Origin of the sequence: Sutterella massiliensis (genome assembly GCF_016899755.1) — a bacterium.
In the GTDB taxonomy this organism is placed as follows: Bacteria; Pseudomonadota; Gammaproteobacteria; order Burkholderiales; family Burkholderiaceae_F; genus Sutterella; species Sutterella massiliensis.
Genome location: NZ_JACJJC010000002.1, coordinates 163,588 through 180,534, shown reverse-complemented (window position 1 = coordinate 180,534; position 16,947 = coordinate 163,588). Strand labels below are relative to the sequence as shown.

General features: G+C 61.9%; 16 protein-coding genes and 1 tRNA gene. 8 read left to right on the top strand and 9 right to left on the bottom strand.

Features of this window, described 5'->3' with window-relative positions; all coding sequences use genetic code 11:
* Positions 1 to 102 precede the first annotated feature (102 nt).
* The 5 genes from H6A60_RS02190 to H6A60_RS02170 form a co-directional block, all read right to left on the bottom strand.
* Positions 103 to 357 carry a DNA gyrase inhibitor YacG gene (locus H6A60_RS02190; RefSeq protein WP_205101785.1) on the bottom strand — a complete coding sequence of 85 codons (255 nt, stop codon included), beginning with the start codon at positions 355 to 357 and terminating at the stop codon, positions 103 to 105.
* Positions 358 to 416: 59 nt separating this feature from the next.
* On the bottom strand, positions 417 to 1,184 hold the full coding sequence (gene zapD / locus H6A60_RS02185; RefSeq protein WP_205101784.1) for a cell division protein ZapD: 768 nt from the start codon (positions 1,182 to 1,184) through the stop codon (positions 417 to 419).
* Between the two features lie 232 nt (positions 1,185 to 1,416).
* Positions 1,417 to 2,037: a dephospho-CoA kinase gene (gene coaE / locus H6A60_RS02180; protein WP_205101783.1), complete on the bottom strand. Its 621-nt coding sequence runs from the start codon at positions 2,035 to 2,037 to the stop codon at positions 1,417 to 1,419.
* Positions 2,038 to 2,171: 134 nt separating this feature from the next.
* Positions 2,172 to 2,248, bottom strand: a tRNA-Pro gene (locus tag H6A60_RS02175).
* A gap of 20 nt (positions 2,249 to 2,268) precedes the next feature.
* Positions 2,269 to 3,267, bottom strand: a complete 999-nt coding sequence (locus tag H6A60_RS02170; protein WP_205101782.1) for a polyprenyl synthetase family protein — start codon at positions 3,265 to 3,267, stop codon at positions 2,269 to 2,271.
* Between the two features lie 368 nt (positions 3,268 to 3,635).
* On the opposite strand from H6A60_RS02170, the gene rplU reads away from it, so the two are divergent.
* From rplU to H6A60_RS02140, 6 genes are all read left to right on the top strand, one after another.
* Positions 3,636 to 3,947 carry a 50S ribosomal protein L21 gene (gene rplU, locus H6A60_RS02165; protein ID WP_205101781.1) on the top strand — a complete coding sequence of 104 codons (312 nt, stop codon included), beginning with the start codon at positions 3,636 to 3,638 and terminating at the stop codon, positions 3,945 to 3,947.
* Positions 3,948 to 3,983: 36 nt separating this feature from the next.
* Positions 3,984 to 4,247 (top strand): 50S ribosomal protein L27, encoded by a 264-nt coding sequence (rpmA, locus tag H6A60_RS02160; RefSeq protein WP_205101780.1) that lies wholly within the window; start codon positions 3,984 to 3,986, stop codon positions 4,245 to 4,247.
* Between the two features lie 195 nt (positions 4,248 to 4,442).
* On the top strand, positions 4,443 to 5,543 hold the full coding sequence (cgtA, locus tag H6A60_RS02155; protein WP_205101779.1) for an Obg family GTPase CgtA: 1,101 nt from the start codon (positions 4,443 to 4,445) through the stop codon (positions 5,541 to 5,543).
* 253 nt (positions 5,544 to 5,796) lie between these two features.
* Positions 5,797 to 6,924, top strand: coding sequence for a glutamate 5-kinase (gene proB, locus H6A60_RS02150; protein WP_205101778.1), 1,128 nt, complete (start codon positions 5,797 to 5,799; stop codon positions 6,922 to 6,924).
* Between the two features lie 98 nt (positions 6,925 to 7,022).
* Positions 7,023 to 8,258, top strand: a complete 1,236-nt coding sequence (locus H6A60_RS02145; protein WP_205101777.1) for a sugar transporter — start codon at positions 7,023 to 7,025, stop codon at positions 8,256 to 8,258.
* An 89-nt stretch (positions 8,259 to 8,347) separates the two neighbouring features.
* Positions 8,348 to 10,102, top strand: coding sequence for a proline--tRNA ligase (locus H6A60_RS02140; RefSeq protein ID WP_205101776.1), 1,755 nt, complete (start codon positions 8,348 to 8,350; stop codon positions 10,100 to 10,102).
* Between the two features lie 169 nt (positions 10,103 to 10,271).
* Here the strand turns inward: H6A60_RS02140 and tolA are convergent, their stop codons facing one another.
* The 4 genes from tolA to ybgC are packed head-to-tail and all read right to left on the bottom strand — an operon-like array spanning position 10,272 to position 13,347.
* Complete coding sequence (gene tolA, locus H6A60_RS02135; protein ID WP_239477531.1) at positions 10,272 to 11,699, bottom strand: cell envelope integrity protein TolA; 1,428 nt, start codon at positions 11,697 to 11,699, stop codon at positions 10,272 to 10,274.
* A gap of 39 nt (positions 11,700 to 11,738) precedes the next feature.
* Positions 11,739 to 12,170, bottom strand: coding sequence for a biopolymer transporter ExbD (locus H6A60_RS02130; RefSeq protein WP_205101775.1), 432 nt, complete (start codon positions 12,168 to 12,170; stop codon positions 11,739 to 11,741).
* Between the two features lie 6 nt (positions 12,171 to 12,176).
* Positions 12,177 to 12,845: a protein TolQ gene (gene tolQ / locus H6A60_RS02125; RefSeq protein ID WP_205101774.1), complete on the bottom strand. Its 669-nt coding sequence runs from the start codon at positions 12,843 to 12,845 to the stop codon at positions 12,177 to 12,179.
* Positions 12,846 to 12,903: 58 nt separating this feature from the next.
* Positions 12,904 to 13,347 carry a tol-pal system-associated acyl-CoA thioesterase gene (ybgC, locus tag H6A60_RS02120; RefSeq protein WP_205101773.1) on the bottom strand — a complete coding sequence of 148 codons (444 nt, stop codon included), beginning with the start codon at positions 13,345 to 13,347 and terminating at the stop codon, positions 12,904 to 12,906.
* Positions 13,348 to 13,664: 317 nt separating this feature from the next.
* On the opposite strand from ybgC, the gene H6A60_RS02115 reads away from it, so the two are divergent.
* The gene (locus H6A60_RS02115) at positions 13,665 to 15,911 is read left to right on the top strand and encodes an ABC transporter substrate-binding protein (protein WP_205101842.1); all 2,247 of its coding nucleotides are present in this window, start codon (positions 13,665 to 13,667) and stop codon (positions 15,909 to 15,911) included.
* Positions 15,908 to 16,885, top strand: coding sequence for an ABC transporter permease (locus H6A60_RS02110; RefSeq protein ID WP_205101772.1), 978 nt, complete (start codon positions 15,908 to 15,910; stop codon positions 16,883 to 16,885). Before H6A60_RS02115 ends, H6A60_RS02110 begins: the two co-directional genes overlap by 4 nt.
* The last annotated feature ends 62 nt before the right edge of the window (positions 16,886 to 16,947 follow it).

Below are 16,947 nucleotides of genomic sequence, written 5' to 3'. Positions count from 1 at the left end.
TTGCCGAAAGCGTGATCTGAGGATTGGCGGCAACAAAAACGCCGCAGCATGTCCGAAGAAGACATGCGCTGCGGCGCGGTTCGTTGCAGCGAAGGCGGACGGTCAGCGACGACGCTTGCTGCGTTTGGCTTCGGCTTCGGCAATGTGCTCGGCGCGGCGAAGCGCAGCTTGTGCCGCGTTGTCGAGGTCCTGTTCAGAGAGGCTCATGGCCGAGCCGGGTTCGCCCTCAATGAGGTATTCGTCGTTGGCCCAGGCGCCGAGGTCGATGAGTTTGCAGCGCTCGCTGCAAAAGGGGCGCCAGGGATTTTCGGGCGAATATTCCGTTTCCTGTCCGCAAGTCGGACACTTTACTTTCACTTCTTATCTCCTCGATGAGAGGCAATGGTTGCACTGAGCGCCATCGGTTGAGCGAGCTATCAACCGCACAGCCCGAGCTTGAAGTCGACCGACTCCTGCACCGCGTGCAGACGCCGGCGTTCGTCGGGTCGCGAAAAACGGATCCAGAGCATGTATTTGTTGGCGCTCACTTCCGGAATGAGCGTATCGTTCGCGTCCATCCAGATGCGCGCGAGTGTATAGGCTTTGCCCGACATCGGGAGCTGGTACATGCCGTGGTCGGCATGGCACGCCTTTTCGGCCATAGAGGCGCGGATGTGGCGAAGCACAAGTTTTACGGCGCGCTTGGTCGTTTCGAGCGACGCAGCCCAGGATTGGAGCTCGGCCTGGCGGTGTGCGGGCGGCATGGAGAGCCACCAATGCAGCATCGGCATGTCGAATTCGCAAGTGCCGCCCGGAATCGACTGGCGGGTACGCACGAGCTGCAGCCACTCGTTTTCGCGAATCGTCTGGCCGCTGCGCCCGACGATGCGGCTCGTGTCGCTTACTGTCGCTGCAATTTCGTCGAGCGCTTCCTTCAAAGCAGTCTGGTTGACATCGTTTCGGCCGCGCAGGCGCAAAAGCGTCTGTCGCTGGCGCGCGAGCTCCTGCAGCAGTTCGTTTCTGAGGTCAGAGCGTGCGGTGGCGTCCGCCAAATCGAAAAGGGCGGAAAGAGCTGCGTGATGGGCATACGGACTCTCCTCGCTGCAGAACCACTCGAAGCGCTGAAAGAGCGTTTCGAGCCGCAGGTACATGCGAATTTTCTCATTGCAGGGAAATTCGTAGAGGATGAGGCCGGTTGAATCCATTGGGCGAGCGGGCTGGAAGAAGTCGACGGTATCTGCGCGCAGTCTGCGTACCGAAGGCGCCCCGAAGCGGAGGCGAAACGGGCCGCAAGTGCCTCGAAGGACGCAGAAGTTTATCCCCGAAATATTAGCGTTTGAGCGAGGCTTTTTGAACTGCGTGCCGGGCAATCGGAAGAATTTTGTTACGCATTCGCGAAAAGAACTTCGCGCGGATTGACCAGGCGGCTCGTGCGGATCAGTCGGCTCGCGCTAAATAGCGTTCGAGAAGTGCGGCAAGCGCGCTCCGGAAGTCTTCGAGCGAGCCGCCGTTATAAATAATGTCGTCGGCCTGTGCGAGGCGCGCCTGGCGCGGAATCTGTGCACGAATAATCGAGCGCACGCGCTCGGGCGTGAGGCTGGAGCGCAGCGCGACGCGTCGAATCTGTTCTTCTTCGCAGAGATCGATGACAAGCAGTCGATCGACGACGGTGCGCGCTTCGGGCCATTCGCAGAGGAGCGGACAGTCGAATACCGCAAAGGCTTTGCCTGCCGCGTCGGCAAGCGAGCGCGCGCGCTCGAGCGCTTCGAGCGAGGCGCGGCGAATGAGCGGACGCATGACGCCTTCGAGCCGCTCGCGCGCCTTTGGGTCGTCAAAAACAAGTTCGCGCATCTTGGCGCGGTTCATGGCGCCTTCGGGGGTGATGAAGTCGGCGCCGAATTCGTTCGCGATCGCGGGGATTGCGGCGCCCCCGGGATAGGTGAGCGAGCGGGAAATGGCGTCGGCGTCGACAACGGGGTAGCCCGCCAGCGAAAACCAGGCGCTCGCCGTGCTTTTGCCAGAGCCGATGCCGCCCGTGAGTCCGAGAATCCAAGCCATTTGCGCCTCCCGAAAGCCGATGGCGCTTTCTTGAACACGGGCACGGGGGCGCTCGCGCTCAGGATGCGCGCCGAGATAAGCAGATAAGGGATAAAGAAAAAGGGCCGTTCCACAGAACGACCCTTTCGAATTCCTGGTCGGGGTGAGAGGATTCGAACCTCCGACTCCTACGTCCCGAACGTAGTACTCTACCAGGCTGAGCTACACCCCGACACTCTTTCACTTGAGCGCTTATCGATCACGCTTAACAGTGAAGGACAGCAAGTTTAGCAGACTTTCGCTGAAAATGGAAGAGGGAATTTTCGAAAGTGCCTCACGACCTCGTTCCAGTTCCTTTTCAGCGCGAGCTCTGCATCGCTCAAGAGAATCAGATCTTATCACAATCTCAGAGATTTTGTCAAAGTCTCCGTCGCCTTTTTTGACGGCCTCGTCAATAAGCGCCCGATCGGCGTCGCTTGCCGTCTCTCTCGCATAGATGAGGGGGAGCGTCATTTTGCCTTCGCGCAGGTCTGCGCCGAGGTTCTTGCCGATCGAGGCCGCGACCCCCGTGTAGTCGAGAATATCGTCGGCGATCTGGAAGGCGTTGCCGAGCGCGAGCGCATACTCGGCGACGGCCTCCTCTTCTTCGGGCGTGCACTCGGCGATGGCAGCGGCCATGCGGGCCCCGGCCTCAAAAAGGCAGGCGGTCTTGCGTTCGATCACGCGGAAGTAGCGCGCCTCGTCGACGAGCGGGTCGTGCGCGTTGACCATCTGCACGACTTCGCCTTCGGAGAGGCGATTGGCGGCGTTCGAGAGCGCTTCCATGACGCGAAGATTGCCGGCCTTGACCATCATCTGGAAGGAGCGCGTGTAGAGGAAGTCACCGACGAGCACGGCTGCGCCGTTGCCCCAGCGCGCGTTTGCTGTCGGACGGCCGCGGCGCATGGCGCTTTCGTCAACGACGTCGTCGTGCATGAGCGTTGCCGTGTGCAGCAGTTCGATCGTTGCGCCCAGGTACTGGTGCAGCGTTCCTTCGTAGCCGAGCGCGCGGCTGATCAAGATGAGGAGGGCCGGGCGCATGCGTTTGCCGCCTGCGCTCGTGATGTACTCGCTGATTTCCTCCATCCGGCTCACGTCGCTCGAGAGCTCTTCTCGAATGATGTCGTCGACGGCCTTCATGTCGTCGGCAATCGGCGCAAGCAGCGCTTTGACGAGCGCTTTGGGATCCTCGCTGGGGATGGTCTCGGCCATGATGATGCTTTCTCAGTAATAAATAAGAGCGTTTCCGCTGCGTTCCGCGAGCGCTGCTGACAGCGCGCGCGGGAGCGCGCGAAAGAACGCAAAAGAAGCTTTGGCGGCCCAAGTATATCCGAGCGTCTGCGCGCCGCGGCACGCGAGTGCTTGCCGAGATGCCCGAAGCGGCACGGAAAGCGCAAGAAAAACAGTGGTTTCGCTTGACTCGCTTTTCTGCGCGTGGAATAATGCGCTCCTTTCCCACGCATCGGGCGCGATGTCTGCGGCTTTCGGGGATTCCCTCCGAGCGCGGTCGCGTCAAGTACAAAAAGGTTTCGCGCACGGCTCTTTCCTTGAGCCCGAAGCGGAACGGCGAGGTTTATCACATGTACGCTATCATCAAGACGGGCGGTAAGCAGTACCGCGTCAGCATCGGCGACACGGTCAAGGTCGAATCCCTCGGCCTCGAAGCCGGCGCCCAGGTCACCATCACCGAAGTGCTCGCCGTGAGCGGCGAAGACGGCCTCAAGGTCGGCAAGCCCCTCGTTGAAGGCGCTTCCGTCACCGCGACCGTTGTTTCGAACGGCCGTCACGACAAGGTCCGCATCTTCAAGTTCCGTCGTCGCAAGCACTCGATGAAGTCGGGCGGTCATCGCCAGGCCTACACCGAGCTCAAGATCGACGCGATCGCGGCTTAATTTCTCTTATCACCCTATTTTTGAAGAGCAAACAAAATGGCACATAAGAAAGGTGGCGGCTCCACCCGCAACGGTCGTGACTCCCAGGCCAAGCGCCTCGGCGTGAAGGTTTTCGGCAACGCTGCCGTTAACGCCGGCGGCATCATCGTCCGTCAGCGCGGCACGAAGTTCCACGCCGGCGACAATGTCGGTATGGGCAAGGATCACACGCTCTACGCGCTTGTCGACGGCGTCGTCAAGTTCGAAGTGAAGGGCGCTTTCAACCGTCACTACGTCAAGGTTGAACCGGCTTCGCTCTAATCCCCGAGCTGAAACCGCAAGCCCGCAGCGCACAGTCTGGCGCTCGCTCGAGAACGTACCGAGGCGACAAGCCTCGGAGCGCTTTTGAGAGACACGGCACTCACCGCGCAGCATGAAGAAGCCCAGGCCGGAGACTCCGTCTGGGCTTTTCAATTGTCTGCCATCCGCATTTTTCATCACACGCAGAGGTTCGACGTGAAGTTTGTCGACGAAGCCAGAATCGAAGTTCAGGGCGGCAAGGGCGGCAACGGCGCCGCTAGCTTCCGCCGCGAAAAATTTATCCCCAAGGGCGGTCCCGACGGCGGCGACGGCGGCCGCGGCGGCTCTGTTTGGGCCGTTGCCGACCGCAACATCAATACGCTCGTGGACTATCAGTACACGAGAAAGTATTTCGCGCCCAACGGCGAAAACGGCCGCGGCGCGGACTGCTACGGCGCGGGCGGCAAGGACATCGTTCTGCGCATGCCCGTCGGCACTGTGATCCGCGACACGGATACGGGCGAAGTGATCGCCGACCTCAATCATCACGGCGTCAAGGCGCTGCTGGCGCAGGGCGGCAAAGGCGGTCTCGGCAACCTCCACTTCAAGAGCTCCGTCAATCGTGCGCCCAAGCAGTTCACGCCGGGCGAGCCCGGCCAGTACCGCTCGCTCGAGCTGGAGCTCAAGGTACTTGCCGACGTGGGTCTGCTCGGCCATCCGAACGCCGGGAAGTCGACCTTCATCACCGCCGTCTCGAACGCGCGTCCGAAGATCGCCGACTATCCCTTCACGACGCTGCACCCGCATCTCGGCGTCGTGCGCGTCGGTCCCGAACAGAGCTTTGTCATTGCCGACGTGCCGGGTCTCATCGAGGGTGCGGCCGAAGGTGCCGGTCTCGGTCATCTTTTCCTGCGCCACCTCTCGCGCACGAAGGTGCTGCTGCACGTCATTGACGCGGCGCCGCTCGACGAAGAGGCCGATCCGGTCGCGCAGGCGAAGGCCCTGGCCGAAGAGCTCGAAAAGTACGACCCGGCGCTCGCCGCTAAGCCTCGCTGGATCGTACTCAACAAGATGGATCTTGTACCCGAAGAAGAACGCGAGGCGTTGATTTCGCATTGGCGCGAAGCGTTCGCCAAGGAAGGCGAACCCGTCTTTGCGATTTCGGCAGCTGCCCGCCAGGGCGTCGAAGCGCTTGTGAAGGCGCTCGCGCAGAAGATCGACGAAGACCGCCGAGCGGAAATGGCGTTCCTTGACGACGAACGCTTCGAGGGCGAGGACGCCCCGGCGTACGAACCGTACGATCCGACGGCGCATTAACGCCCGTGCGACCGCAGTGCTGCTCCTCGAGGCAGCAGCGAGGAATTGCTCTACGCAAAAGATCGGACGCCGACTGAGGCGGGCCGATCTTTTGCTTTTTTGGGAGCGTTTTTTCCAAAAGCCTTGCCCGAGTGCGCGTATCCTCAGAACTCAATCCATGAGAGAACGGGCGGTGAAGGCGGGTGGCCGCGCTTCCCTGTCCCGATGCAACAGACGGCTAGGAAGCTTTGGAAGGCCAAGGAAGGAACCGCACATGTCCTCGCTACTCAAAGACGCTAAACGCATCGTTGTCAAAGTCGGCAGCGCGCTTGTCACGAATGACGGCCGCGGACTCGACGAGTCCGCCATCGAACGGTGGGCGACGCAGATTTCCGCGCTTCGTGCGCTCGGGCGCGAAGTCGTGCTCGTGAGTTCGGGCGCCGTGGCAGAAGGCGTGCTGCGTCTCGGCTGGGAAAAGCGCCCTTCGCGTCTTTACGAGCAGCAGGCCGCAGCGGCCGTCGGGCAGATGGGGCTCGTGCAGGCCTATGAAACGCATTTCCGCTCGCACGGGATCGGGACGGCGCAGGTGCTCCTCACGCACCAAAATCTTTCGGACCGAGAGCAGTATCTCAACGCCCGCATGACGCTCGTCGAGCTTCTCAACCTCGGGATCGTGCCCGTCATCAACGAGAACGACACGATTGCAACGAACGAAATCAAAGTGGGCGACAACGATACGCTCGGCGCGCTTGTGACGAACCTGATCGAAGCCGACTGCCTCGTGATCCTCACGGACCAGCGCGGGCTCTATACGGCCGATCCGCGCTCGAACCCCGACGCCGAGTTCGTTGCGACGGCGACGGCTGGCGACCCCGCACTCGAAAGCATGGCGGGGGGCGCCGCGAGTACGCTTAGTAAGGGCGGCATGATTACGAAGATTCTCGCCGCAAAGCGCGCAGCGCGCTCGGGGGCGGGCACGATCATTGCGTCGGGGCGCGAGGAGAATGTCCTTGTGCGCTTGGCCGAAGGCGAGCATATCGGTACGCACTTGAAGCCCGCCGCCTCCAAGCTCCACGCACGCAAGCAGTGGCTTGCCGATCAGCTGCGCTCTGCCGGGCGCCTCGTCCTTGACGACGGGGCCGCCAAAGCGCTCTTTGAGCGCAATACGTCGCTCTTGCCCGTGGGCGTCGTCGACGTCGAAGGTGAATTCGTGCGCGGCGAACTCGTTTCATGCGTCACGCGCTCGGGCGTTGAGGTTGCGCGCGGACTCGTCAATTATTCGAGCGCCGACGCCAAGCGCATCTGCCGCTGCCACACCGAAGAAATTGTCGAGCGGCTCGGCATGATCGACCGTCCGGAAATCGTGCACCGCGACAACATGGTGCTTGTGGACAAAAACTGAACGGCCTCTTGCCAACAGGATCGGCCGCACGCCGCTTCGCCGGCGCGCGGCTACAATTGCGCTCCCACTAACAGTAAACGCTTTGTTTCTCTTTCATCATGAGCGCGCCCGAGCCCGTCAAGTACGGCATTCGAGCCTGGCTGCCCATCGTCGGGCTCGCCTTTGCGGCTTTTGTCTTCAATACTTCCGAATTCCTGCCCGTGGGACTCTTGCCCGACATTGCGGGCGACCTCGGTGAAACGGTGGCCTTCACGGGCCTCGTCATCACGGGTTACGCTTGGGTGGTGGCGCTTATGTCGCTGCCGCTCACGATCGCAACCGCGAAGCTCGAGCGGCGAAAGCTCCTCCTTTGCCTCATCGCCGTCTTTGCGCTCGCGCACTTTGTCGTTCTTTGGGCCGAGAGCTTTGAGAAGCTCTTTGCCGCCCGCATAGCGGTTGCGCTCACGCATTCAATCTTCTGGTCGATCATGACGCCGCTCGCAGCGCGCATGGCGCCGCGCGGCAAGCGGGCGCTCGGGCTTGCCGCCGTCATGGGCGGCACGATCGTCGCAACGGTCTTGGGGGTGCCGATCGGCACGCAGCTCGGGCACATGTTCGGCTGGCAGGAGGCCTTCTTCATCATCGGGATCGCCGCGGCGCTCGTCTTTGCGCTTATTTATTTCGTGCTCCCTGAGTGCGCTTCGAACCGCGCGGGCTCGATGAAGAGCCTGCCCGTCATCCTGAAGCGCCCTGCGCTCATTCAGCTCTACTGCCTCACGGCTGTTACGGTGCTCGGCCAGTACACGGCCTACTCCTATATCAGTCCGATCCTGCAGACAGTCGGGGGCTTTGGCGAAACGGATGTCGTGACAACGCTCTTTGTCTTCGGGATAGCGGGGATTCTCGGCACGGTGCTGAGTTCGAAGCTCGTCGAGCGCTTCCCCTCGGGTTCGCTCGCCGTGCCCCTGATCGTTATTGCGGCAAGTCTCTTTTTGATCGTGCCGCTCTGCGGTCACTTCGGTCTCCTGATGGCGCTTGTTGTTGCCTGGGGTGCTGCGATGACCGCCGTCTGCATGGCATTCCAGACGATGCTCTTAAATGCGGCGCCCGACGCCGCCGACATCGCCGCTTCGCTCTACTCGGGGATCTTCAATATCGGCATCGGGGGCGGCGCCTTCATCGGCAGCGGCATCCTGCGCGTGAGCGGCTACGAGCCCATCGCCTACACGGGCGGCGCCATTGTGGCGGTATCGGCGATTTCGACCATCGTCGTCTGGCTTCGTACGGGTTCGGCCGTTCTCAAGAGCTCGGTTGCGGCGGACGAAGCTAAAACGACCGAAGCCGAAAAAGCCTAAAATTATCCTTTTGCCCGCGGCGTTTCGACACGAGCGGCGCAACCGAACGTTTTTGACAATTACAACCACTCAAACGGAAGCACTGCGATATGCGAGCTCGCTCCTTTTTTATTTCCACGCTCAAGGAAGCGCCGGCCGATGCCGACGTCGTCAGCCAGCAGTACATGATCCGCGCGGGCATGATCAAGAAGCTCGCGGCAGGCGTCTACACCTACATGCCGATGGGTCTTCGCGTCATCCGCAAGATCGAAGGCATCATTCGTGAAGAAATGAACCGCGCCGGTGCGGTCGAGCTCCTCATGCCGATCGTGCAGCCGGCCGAGCTTTGGATGGAGACGGGGCGCTGGGAAAAGTACGGTCCCGAACTCCTTCGCATCAAGGACCGTCATGACCGCGACTTCGTGATTCAGCCGACCTCCGAAGAGGTTGTCACCGACGTGGCGCGTCAGGAAATCAAGAGCTGGCGTCAGCTCCCCGTGAATTTCTGGCACATCCAGACGAAGTTCCGCGACGAGCGCCGTCCGCGCTTCGGCGTGATGCGCGGCCGCGAATTCACGATGAAGGACGCGTACTCGTTCGACCGCGACGAAGCCGGGGCCGGCGTCTCGTACCAGAAGATGTACGACGCCTATCAGCGCATCTTCTCGCGCATCGGTCTGCTCTTTCGCGCCGTTCGCGCCGACACGGGCGCCATCGGCGGCTCGCGCTCGCACGAATTCCAGGTGATCGCCAATGCCGGCGAAGACGTGATTGCCTACTGCCCGGATTCCGACTACGCGGCGAACATTGAACTCGCCGAAGCGCAGTCCGTTCTGGGCGGCCGCGGAGAAGCCAAGGAAACGCTTGAAAAGCGCGCTACGCCCGGCCAGGAAAAGTGCGAACTCGTCTCCGAATACCTCGGCATCGATTTCTTGAAGTGCATCAAGAGCGTCGTGCTCGCTGCCGACCGCACGAACGAAAAGGGCGAACCGCTTCCGGCGAAGATCGTTCTCGTGCTCCTGCGCGCCGACCATGAACTGAACGAAGTGAAGGCGGGCCACATCCCCGAACTGAAGGACGGCTTCCGCTTTGCGACCGACGAAGAAATCCTCGCCGCCTTCGGCTCCAAGCCCGGGTACCTCGGCCCGATCGGCGCGCGCGAAGACGTCGCGATCTACGCCGACCTCACGGCCGCCGACATGACGGACTTCTGCTGCGGCGCCAACGAAGAGGGCTACCACTACACGGGTGCGAACTTCGGGCGCGATCTGCCCGAACCCGTGAAGATGGACCTGCGTAATGTGGTCGAAGGCGACGCTTCGCCCGACGGCAAGGGGACCTTGAAGCTGCAGCGCGGCATTGAGGTCGGCCACGTCTTCTTCCTCGGTACGCGCTACTCCGAGCCGATGCAGGCGACCTTCCTCGACGAAAACGGCAAGCCGCAGCCGATTCAGATGGGCTGCTACGGCATCGGCGTTACGCGCGTGGCGGGCGCTGCGATCGAGCAGTGCCACGACGACAAAGGCATCATCTGGCCCGAAAGCATCGCGCCCTTTGAAGTCGTCATTTGCCCGATGAACTACTCGAAGAGCGAAGAGGTGAAGAAGACCGCCGACGCGCTTTACGAGTCGCTCAAGGCCGAAGGCGTCGATGTCATTCTCGACGACCGCGACATGCGTCCGGGCGTGATGTTCGCCGACTGGGAACTGATCGGCGTGCCGCACCGCATCGTGATCGGCGACCGCGGCCTCAAGAACGGCGAAGTCGAATATGCCGACCGCCGCAACCTTGCCGAAAAGACGATGGTGAAGACCGAAGAGGCGGTGGCTTTCGTGAAGTCGCGTCTCAAGAAGTTCGCCGCGTAACCGGCTTGAACCGATAGCGAGAGGCGCTCGCGTTGCGCAAGCGCTCCCTCGCAAAAGAAAGGGCGTGTCGATCTTCGGACGACGCGCCTTTTTCTTGCCTCGCAAAAATAAGAAAGGCGCGATTCGAGCGTTTCGAATCGCGCCATCTTCGAGGCTTATGCGCGCGGAACTACTTCTTCTTGTCTTCGACGGGGTCGAAGCTCAAGGTGAGGTCCGAAGGCACCGCTTCACCCGTGTCGGGACGCGGGAACGGGTTGCAGCGGCGGATGGCGCGCTCGATCGCGAGGTCGTAGGCGTCCCAGCCCGAGGCCTGTACGCGCTCGAGGCTGTTGGGGAACTGCTCGCCCGTCGGCATCAGCTTCACCTTGTAGATCGCCTGATACTGTCCGCGAACGATGGAGGCGGGCACTTCGATCTCGATGAACTGACGCACGCAGGCCGCTACGCGCGCCGAGTAGCGTGCGAGCGCCGTGCCGCGCAGACTGCGGCGGTAGTTGCGCTTGTCGCCCGTTGTCGTACCAGAGCGCGTCGCGTTCGGGTCGACCTTGCTCGAGAGACGCGCGAGCTCCTGCTCGCGCATCACGCGCGCGATGCGCTGGCGCTCGGCACGTTCGGCTGCGGCCTTTTTCGTCTTCTCTTCGGCAATGCGCTTCTCTTCGGCGAGGCGCTTTTCTTCCTGCGCCTTCATTTCGGCGGCAATGCGTTGAGCTTCGGCTTCGGCGCGCTGGCGCTCTTCTTCGGCGGCCTTTTCCTGAGCGATGCGGGCTTCTTCAGCCTTCTTCGCTTCTGCGGCGAGACGTTCTTCTTCCGCGAGGCGCGCTTCCTCAGCCTTTCGGGCTTCTTCGGCGAGGCGAGCTTCTTCGGCTAAGCGCGCTTCTTCAGCGGCTCGGGCCGCTTCCTGGCGAAGGCGCTCTTCTTCAGCGATGCGCTTCTCTTCTGCGAGGCGCTCCTGGGCAATGCGCTCTTCTTCGAGACGCTGCTCTTCGAGTTCTCGCTGGCGTTCGGCTTCAATCGCTTCGGCGCGGGCGCGTTCAATCTCTTCGGCGCGTGCACGCTCCTGCGCAAGGCGCACTTCTTCGGCGCGGCGCGCTTCTTCCTCTTCGCGAACCTGTTCGGCAATGCGTTCGGCTTCGACGCGTTTTTGTTCGGCTTCGGCGCGCAGGCGTGCCTCCTCGGCAAGCTCTTCAGGCGTCGGACTCTGGGGTTCGGGTGCCGGTGCCGGTTCTGGTTGCGGCTCGGGCTGCGGCGTGGGTTCCGGTTCCGGGGCGGCCGGCTCTTCGGGGGGCGGCGCAGCCTCGGGCGCGGGATCGGGGTCGGGTGCCGGTTCTTCGGGGGCGGCATCGGGCGACGGGTTCGGATCGACGGGCAGCTTCTCGGCGACGCCCTCCGGATCGGGCCCGCCGGAGATGTCTTCGGGGGCCCAGAGTTCGGCGTAGACGGGTTCGTTGCTCGTATTCCACTGCATCGCAACGAACAGGCCCGCGACGAGCAGCGAATGGACGACCGCCGAGAGGACCGCGGCGGGAATGGTGTCGCGGCGGTCTTCTTTTCGGTAGAGGGCCTTGAGTCGGTCCGTTTCGGTCTCAATGGGCTTCAAGTGGAAACTCCTCGAGCTCGGTGTGGCGTGAGCGGGTGATTACTTCGCAGCGGCGGAGCGCTCGATGCGAAGCGAGAGCCCGACGCGGGCCACTTCGGCCTCCTGCAGGCGCTTCATGACGTTGACGACGTCTTCGTAGCGCACGTCTTTGTCGGCGGCGATCACGACGGGCGTGTCGGGCTTGTCGGCCTGCGCGGTCTTCACCGCGGCGACGAGCCCGGGCATGTCGATCGGCGTCATGACCTTGCCGCTGCGCATCGAGAGGCGGCCGTCGGGGTAGACGATCACTTCGATGAGCGTCTCGGGTGCCTTGGAGGCCTTGTTGACCGACGGCAGATTGACGACCGCCGGGTTCACGAAGGGCGCGGCGACCATCAGAATCACGACGAGCACGAGCATCACGTCGATATAGGGCACGACGTTGATCTCGGCCATCAGGCCGCGGCGCTTGTTGTTTGTTCTGAGCGACATGACCGATTAGCTCCGGGACTGGCGCTCGAGGATGTTCAGGAATTCATCGCTGAAGCCCTCGATGCGGTTGGAAAGACGCCCGACGCGGTTGTTGAAGTAGTTGTAGGCGGCAACGGCCGGAATGGCGGCAAAGAGGCCGATGGCAGTCGCAACGAGCGCTTCGGCAATGCCCGGGGCCACAACGGCGAGGCTCGCGTTCTCAAGAGTCGAGAGGCCCGTAAAGGCGTTCATGATCCCCCAAACCGTGCCGAAGAGGCCGATATAGGGCGAGGTCGAACCGATCGAGGCGAGCATCGGCAGGCCGCTTTCGAGATGATCCATTTCGCGGGCAAAAACCGCGCGCATCGCGCGCGAAACACCGTTGACGGCATCACGGGCGCTCTTTTGCTGCTTGAGAAATTCGTTCATGCCCGCGGCGAAAATGCGCTCTTCCATGCCGGAGGCTTCGCGGTTGCGGTTGGCGACCTCAAGGAGCTTCGTGAGCTCGGTGCCGCTCCAGAAGCGGCTTTCGAATTCGTCCGTCTGGCGTAGCGCCCGGGAGACGGCGAAGAACTTGCGGAAGATCACCGTCCAGCTCAGGAGCGAAAGCAGGATGAGGATCGCAAGCACGATCTGCACCACGGGACTGGCCTGGGTGATGAGCGTCAGGATGGAAAGATCTGCGGTGGGATTCATGGAAATCTCTTCTAGGACAATCTGTGTCTGCGGCTGCCGCGGCGAGCGGTCGACGCGGTTATTTTGCGCCTTGCTCGAAACCGAGCGTGCGGGCGAGGCTGTTGACTTTTTCGTAAAGCTCGTCGGGCATGGGCGAGGGCGTCATGGTGGCGCGGCTGATGGTGCCTACGCGCACTTCGCCTTCGGTGATGAGTTCGTCGCCGCGCCAGACGTTCTGCTCAAAAACGATCGAGGCGCGCCCGAGCGACTTAACGCGTGTGCGCACGACGAGCTCGTCGTCGAGCTTGGCGGCGCGCCGATAGCGGATCGAAACGGAGGCGGCTACGAAAAGCAGTCCCTCGGGGTCGCTGCGTTCGGCCTCTTGCGAGATGCCGAGCGAGCGGATGAGTTCTGAGCGCGCACGCTCCATGAACTTCAGATAATTGCTGTGGTAAACAATACCGCCCGCGTCCGTGTCTTCCCAATAGACGCGCACGGGAAAGGAGCCCGTTGAATCTTGCATAGGACGAAAGTTTCGTTGCGAAAGGAGGGAACGCCCGAGGCGGGCGTTCGGCAAAGATTCCCGTAGTATAGGCGGAAGGGTCGTGAAATCGGGAAAAAGAGCGGCGAGAGAAGATGCTCGAGTCTTTTGCCCTTGGGCAAAGCCGGCGACGGCGTCGGCGGACGCGGGCCGTAACGAATGCTTTCGTTTGTTACCTGGAGAAATAAATGGAGAAACTTGAGGACGCGGATGCGAAAGTCGGCCGCTGCCGGCCTTTGGGCGCAGCGGCCGCTGCGGGCGGCGAGAGCGGCGCTCGCCCGACGCCCGAAGCGCGGCTCATGAAGCGCCTCGGCTTGGCTGCGCTCGCTGTGGCGGCCCTCTCGCTTCTGCTTTCCGTTTTGCTCCCCGAGGTAACGAACAGTCCGAGGCCGCTTGCCGAATACGGGGAAAAGACGCTCTTTTCCGCTTTCGGCGGGCGAAGCCCGCGCACGCTCGACCCGCAGCGCTCGTATTCGAGCGACGAAACGGCGTACACCTATTCGATTTACGAACCGCTCTACCAATACGCCTACCTGAAGCGCCCCTATACGCTCGAGCCTTTGGCGGCCGAGTCGATCGCCAAACCGAAGTACTTCGACAAGAACGGACGGGCGCTGCCTGAAAACGCCGATCCGAGCGAAATCGCCGAGTCGCACTACGAAATTCGCATCCGGGAGAATGTGTTCTATGCACCGCATCCGGCTTTCGCGCGCAATGCGGCGGGCGAACTTCTTTACGAGAATCTCGACCGCACGATCGACCCCGAACTCGCGCGCTCGCTCGAGAGCCCGCTCGATTTGCCCGAAAAGGGTACGCGTGCGCTCGAAGCGCGCGACTTCGCTTATGCGATTCGCCGCATGGCAAGCCCCTTGGTCGTGAGCCCCATTTTCGGCACGATGAAAACGCGCATCGTGGGGCTGGCCGAATACGGCGAAAAGCTCAATGCCCGCTACCGGGCGATGAAGGAAGCGGCGGGCGGCGATGTGCGCGAGCGGCTCGATCTCTGGGCCGATCCGCTGCCGGGCGTCGAAGTGCTCGACAAGCGCACGCTTCGCATCCGCGTGATCGGGAAGTACCCGCAGTTCTCGTACTGGCTGGCGATGACTTTTTTTGCGCCCGTTCCGGAAGAGGCGGAGCGCTTTTACGAAGCGGCGGTGCTGCGCGAAAAGAACATTTCGCTAGACACCTGGCCCGTGGGGACGGGGCCCTTCATGATGACGGTCTTTGAAGAAAATCGCCGTCACGAGATGCGCCGCAATCCCAACTATCGCGTCTCGCCCTATCCGTGCGAAGGGGAACCCGCTGACCGCGAAGCCGGCCGGCTCGCCGATTGCGGGAAGCCCTTGCCCATGGTCGACCGAATCGTTTTCGATATCGAAAAAGAAGCGGTGCCGCTCCAGACCAAGTTCCTGCAGGGGTACTACGACAGTCCCTTCATCGATCGAGTTGATACGGGGCTCGGGTACTTGGTTGCCATGGAGGACGATCCCGAAAAGCGTTCGCTCTATAGCGGCAAGGCGCTGCAGTTCCCGAAAACCGTTCAGGCAGGACTCTGGTACCTGGGCTTCAATTGGCTCGATCCGGTCGTGGGCGGCGGAAAGACGCCCGAAGAGGCGCGGCGCAACCGGCTTCTGCGGCAGGCGCTCACGATTGCGGTCGACTGGGAAGAGAATCTCGCGATCTTTCAGAAAAACCAGGGCACGCCTGCGAGCGGGCCCGTGCCGCCTGGGCTTTTCGGCTGGCGCGACGACGGTCCGGAGGCCTTCAATCCGATTGCGTACGAAATGCGGGAAGTGGGCGGCGTGAAGCGCCCCGTACGGCGCTCGATCGAGGACGCGAAGAAGCTCCTCGCCGAAGCGGGCTACCCCGACGGGCGCGATGCGAAGACGGGCGAGCCGCTCATCCTTGTTTTCGACTACCAGCAGGCGGCGCAGGGAAGCAAGGCCTATCTCGAGTGGTATCAGCGGCAGTTCGCCAAGCTTGGCATTCAGCTCGAAATCCGCGCGACCGACTACAACCGCTTCCAGGAGAAGATGCAAAAGGGTGCGGCCCAGATTTTCTTCTGGGGCTGGAATGCGGATTATCCGGATGCGGAAAATTTTCTCTTCCTCTTCTACGGGCCGAACGGCAAGGTGAAGCACGGGGGTGAAAATGCGTCGAACTATGAGAGCAAGCGCTTTGACGAAGCGTTCCGCGCTATGCGCTACCTCGAGGACGGCGAAGAAAAGCAGGTGCTTATCGACCGCATGACGACGATTCTGCAGGAGGACGCACCGGCGATCTTCGGCTATTACCCGCCGGGAGCGGCCGCGTATCAGTCCTGGGTCGGCAACGTGAAGCCTTCGGGACTCGTTCAGAACGGCCTCAAGTACCTGAGCATCGACGCCGAGAAGCGGCTCGAGCGCATTGTCGAATGGAATGCACCCGTGCTCTGGCCGCTTGCGCTGCTTCTTTATGCGGCGGCAGCACTCGCCGCGGGCGGCGCCTACATTCTTGAAAAGCGCAGCGAGTCACGCGCGATCGATCGAACGGGGGACGCATCATGATCGGCTACGTACTGCGGCGGCTCTGCTACGGGGTGTTGATTCTCGTGGGCGTCAATCTGCTGACGTTTCTCCTCTTTTTTGCGGTGAATACCCCCGACGACATGGCGCGTCTCAATCTCGGCGGCAAACGCGTGACCGCAGAAGCCGTCGAGGCGTGGAAGGCGGCGCACGATCTTGCCGATCCGCTTTTCTTCAATGAAAAAGCCGAAGGGCTCGAGCAGGTAACCGAGACCGTTTTCTGGAAGAAGAGCGTGCCGCTCTTACGCTTTGAGTTCGGCCAGAGCGACTCGGGGCGCGACATCGGCTACGAGATCTCGACGCGCATGTGGCCTTCGATCCTCCTGGCGCTGCCGACTTTTCTGCTCGGCGTTTTCGTGATGGTGAGCTATTCGCTGCTTCTTGTTCTTTTTAGGGGCACGCGTACGGAGTCGGCCGCCGTAGGACTTTCGGTACTTCTGATGTCGATCTCCGGGCTCTTTTACATCATCGTCGGGCAGTGGCTCTTTGCGAAGGTGATGCAGCTCTTTCCCGTATCGGGCTACGCCGACGGTCCGGGAGCCTTTGCCTTTCTCGTGCTCCCGATTCTGATCGGCGTACTTTCGCGCTTGGGGAGCGACACGCTTCTCTATCGGGCGATGTTCCTCGAAGAAATCGGCAAGGACTACGTGCGCACGGCGCGTGCCAAGGGCTTGTCCGAGGGCGCGGTGCTCGTGCGGCACGTGCTTCGCAATGCGGCGCTTCCGATCGTCACCTCGACCGTTGCGGTGATTCCGATGCTCTTTATGGGCTCGCTCATCATGGAAAGCTTTTTCGGCATTCCCGGGCTCGGCAGCTACACGATCGATGCGCTCAATGCACAGGACTTTTCCGTTGTGCGCACGATGGTCTTTCTCGGCACCGCCGCTTATGTGGCGGGGCTTCTATTGACGGACATCGTCTACGCAATCGTCGACCCGCGAATTCGTTTGCAATAATGCGCGCTTTGTAGATCGCGCTTTTGAGGCCGCTCTTTTGCGTCGCTTGGACGTGCCGTGCG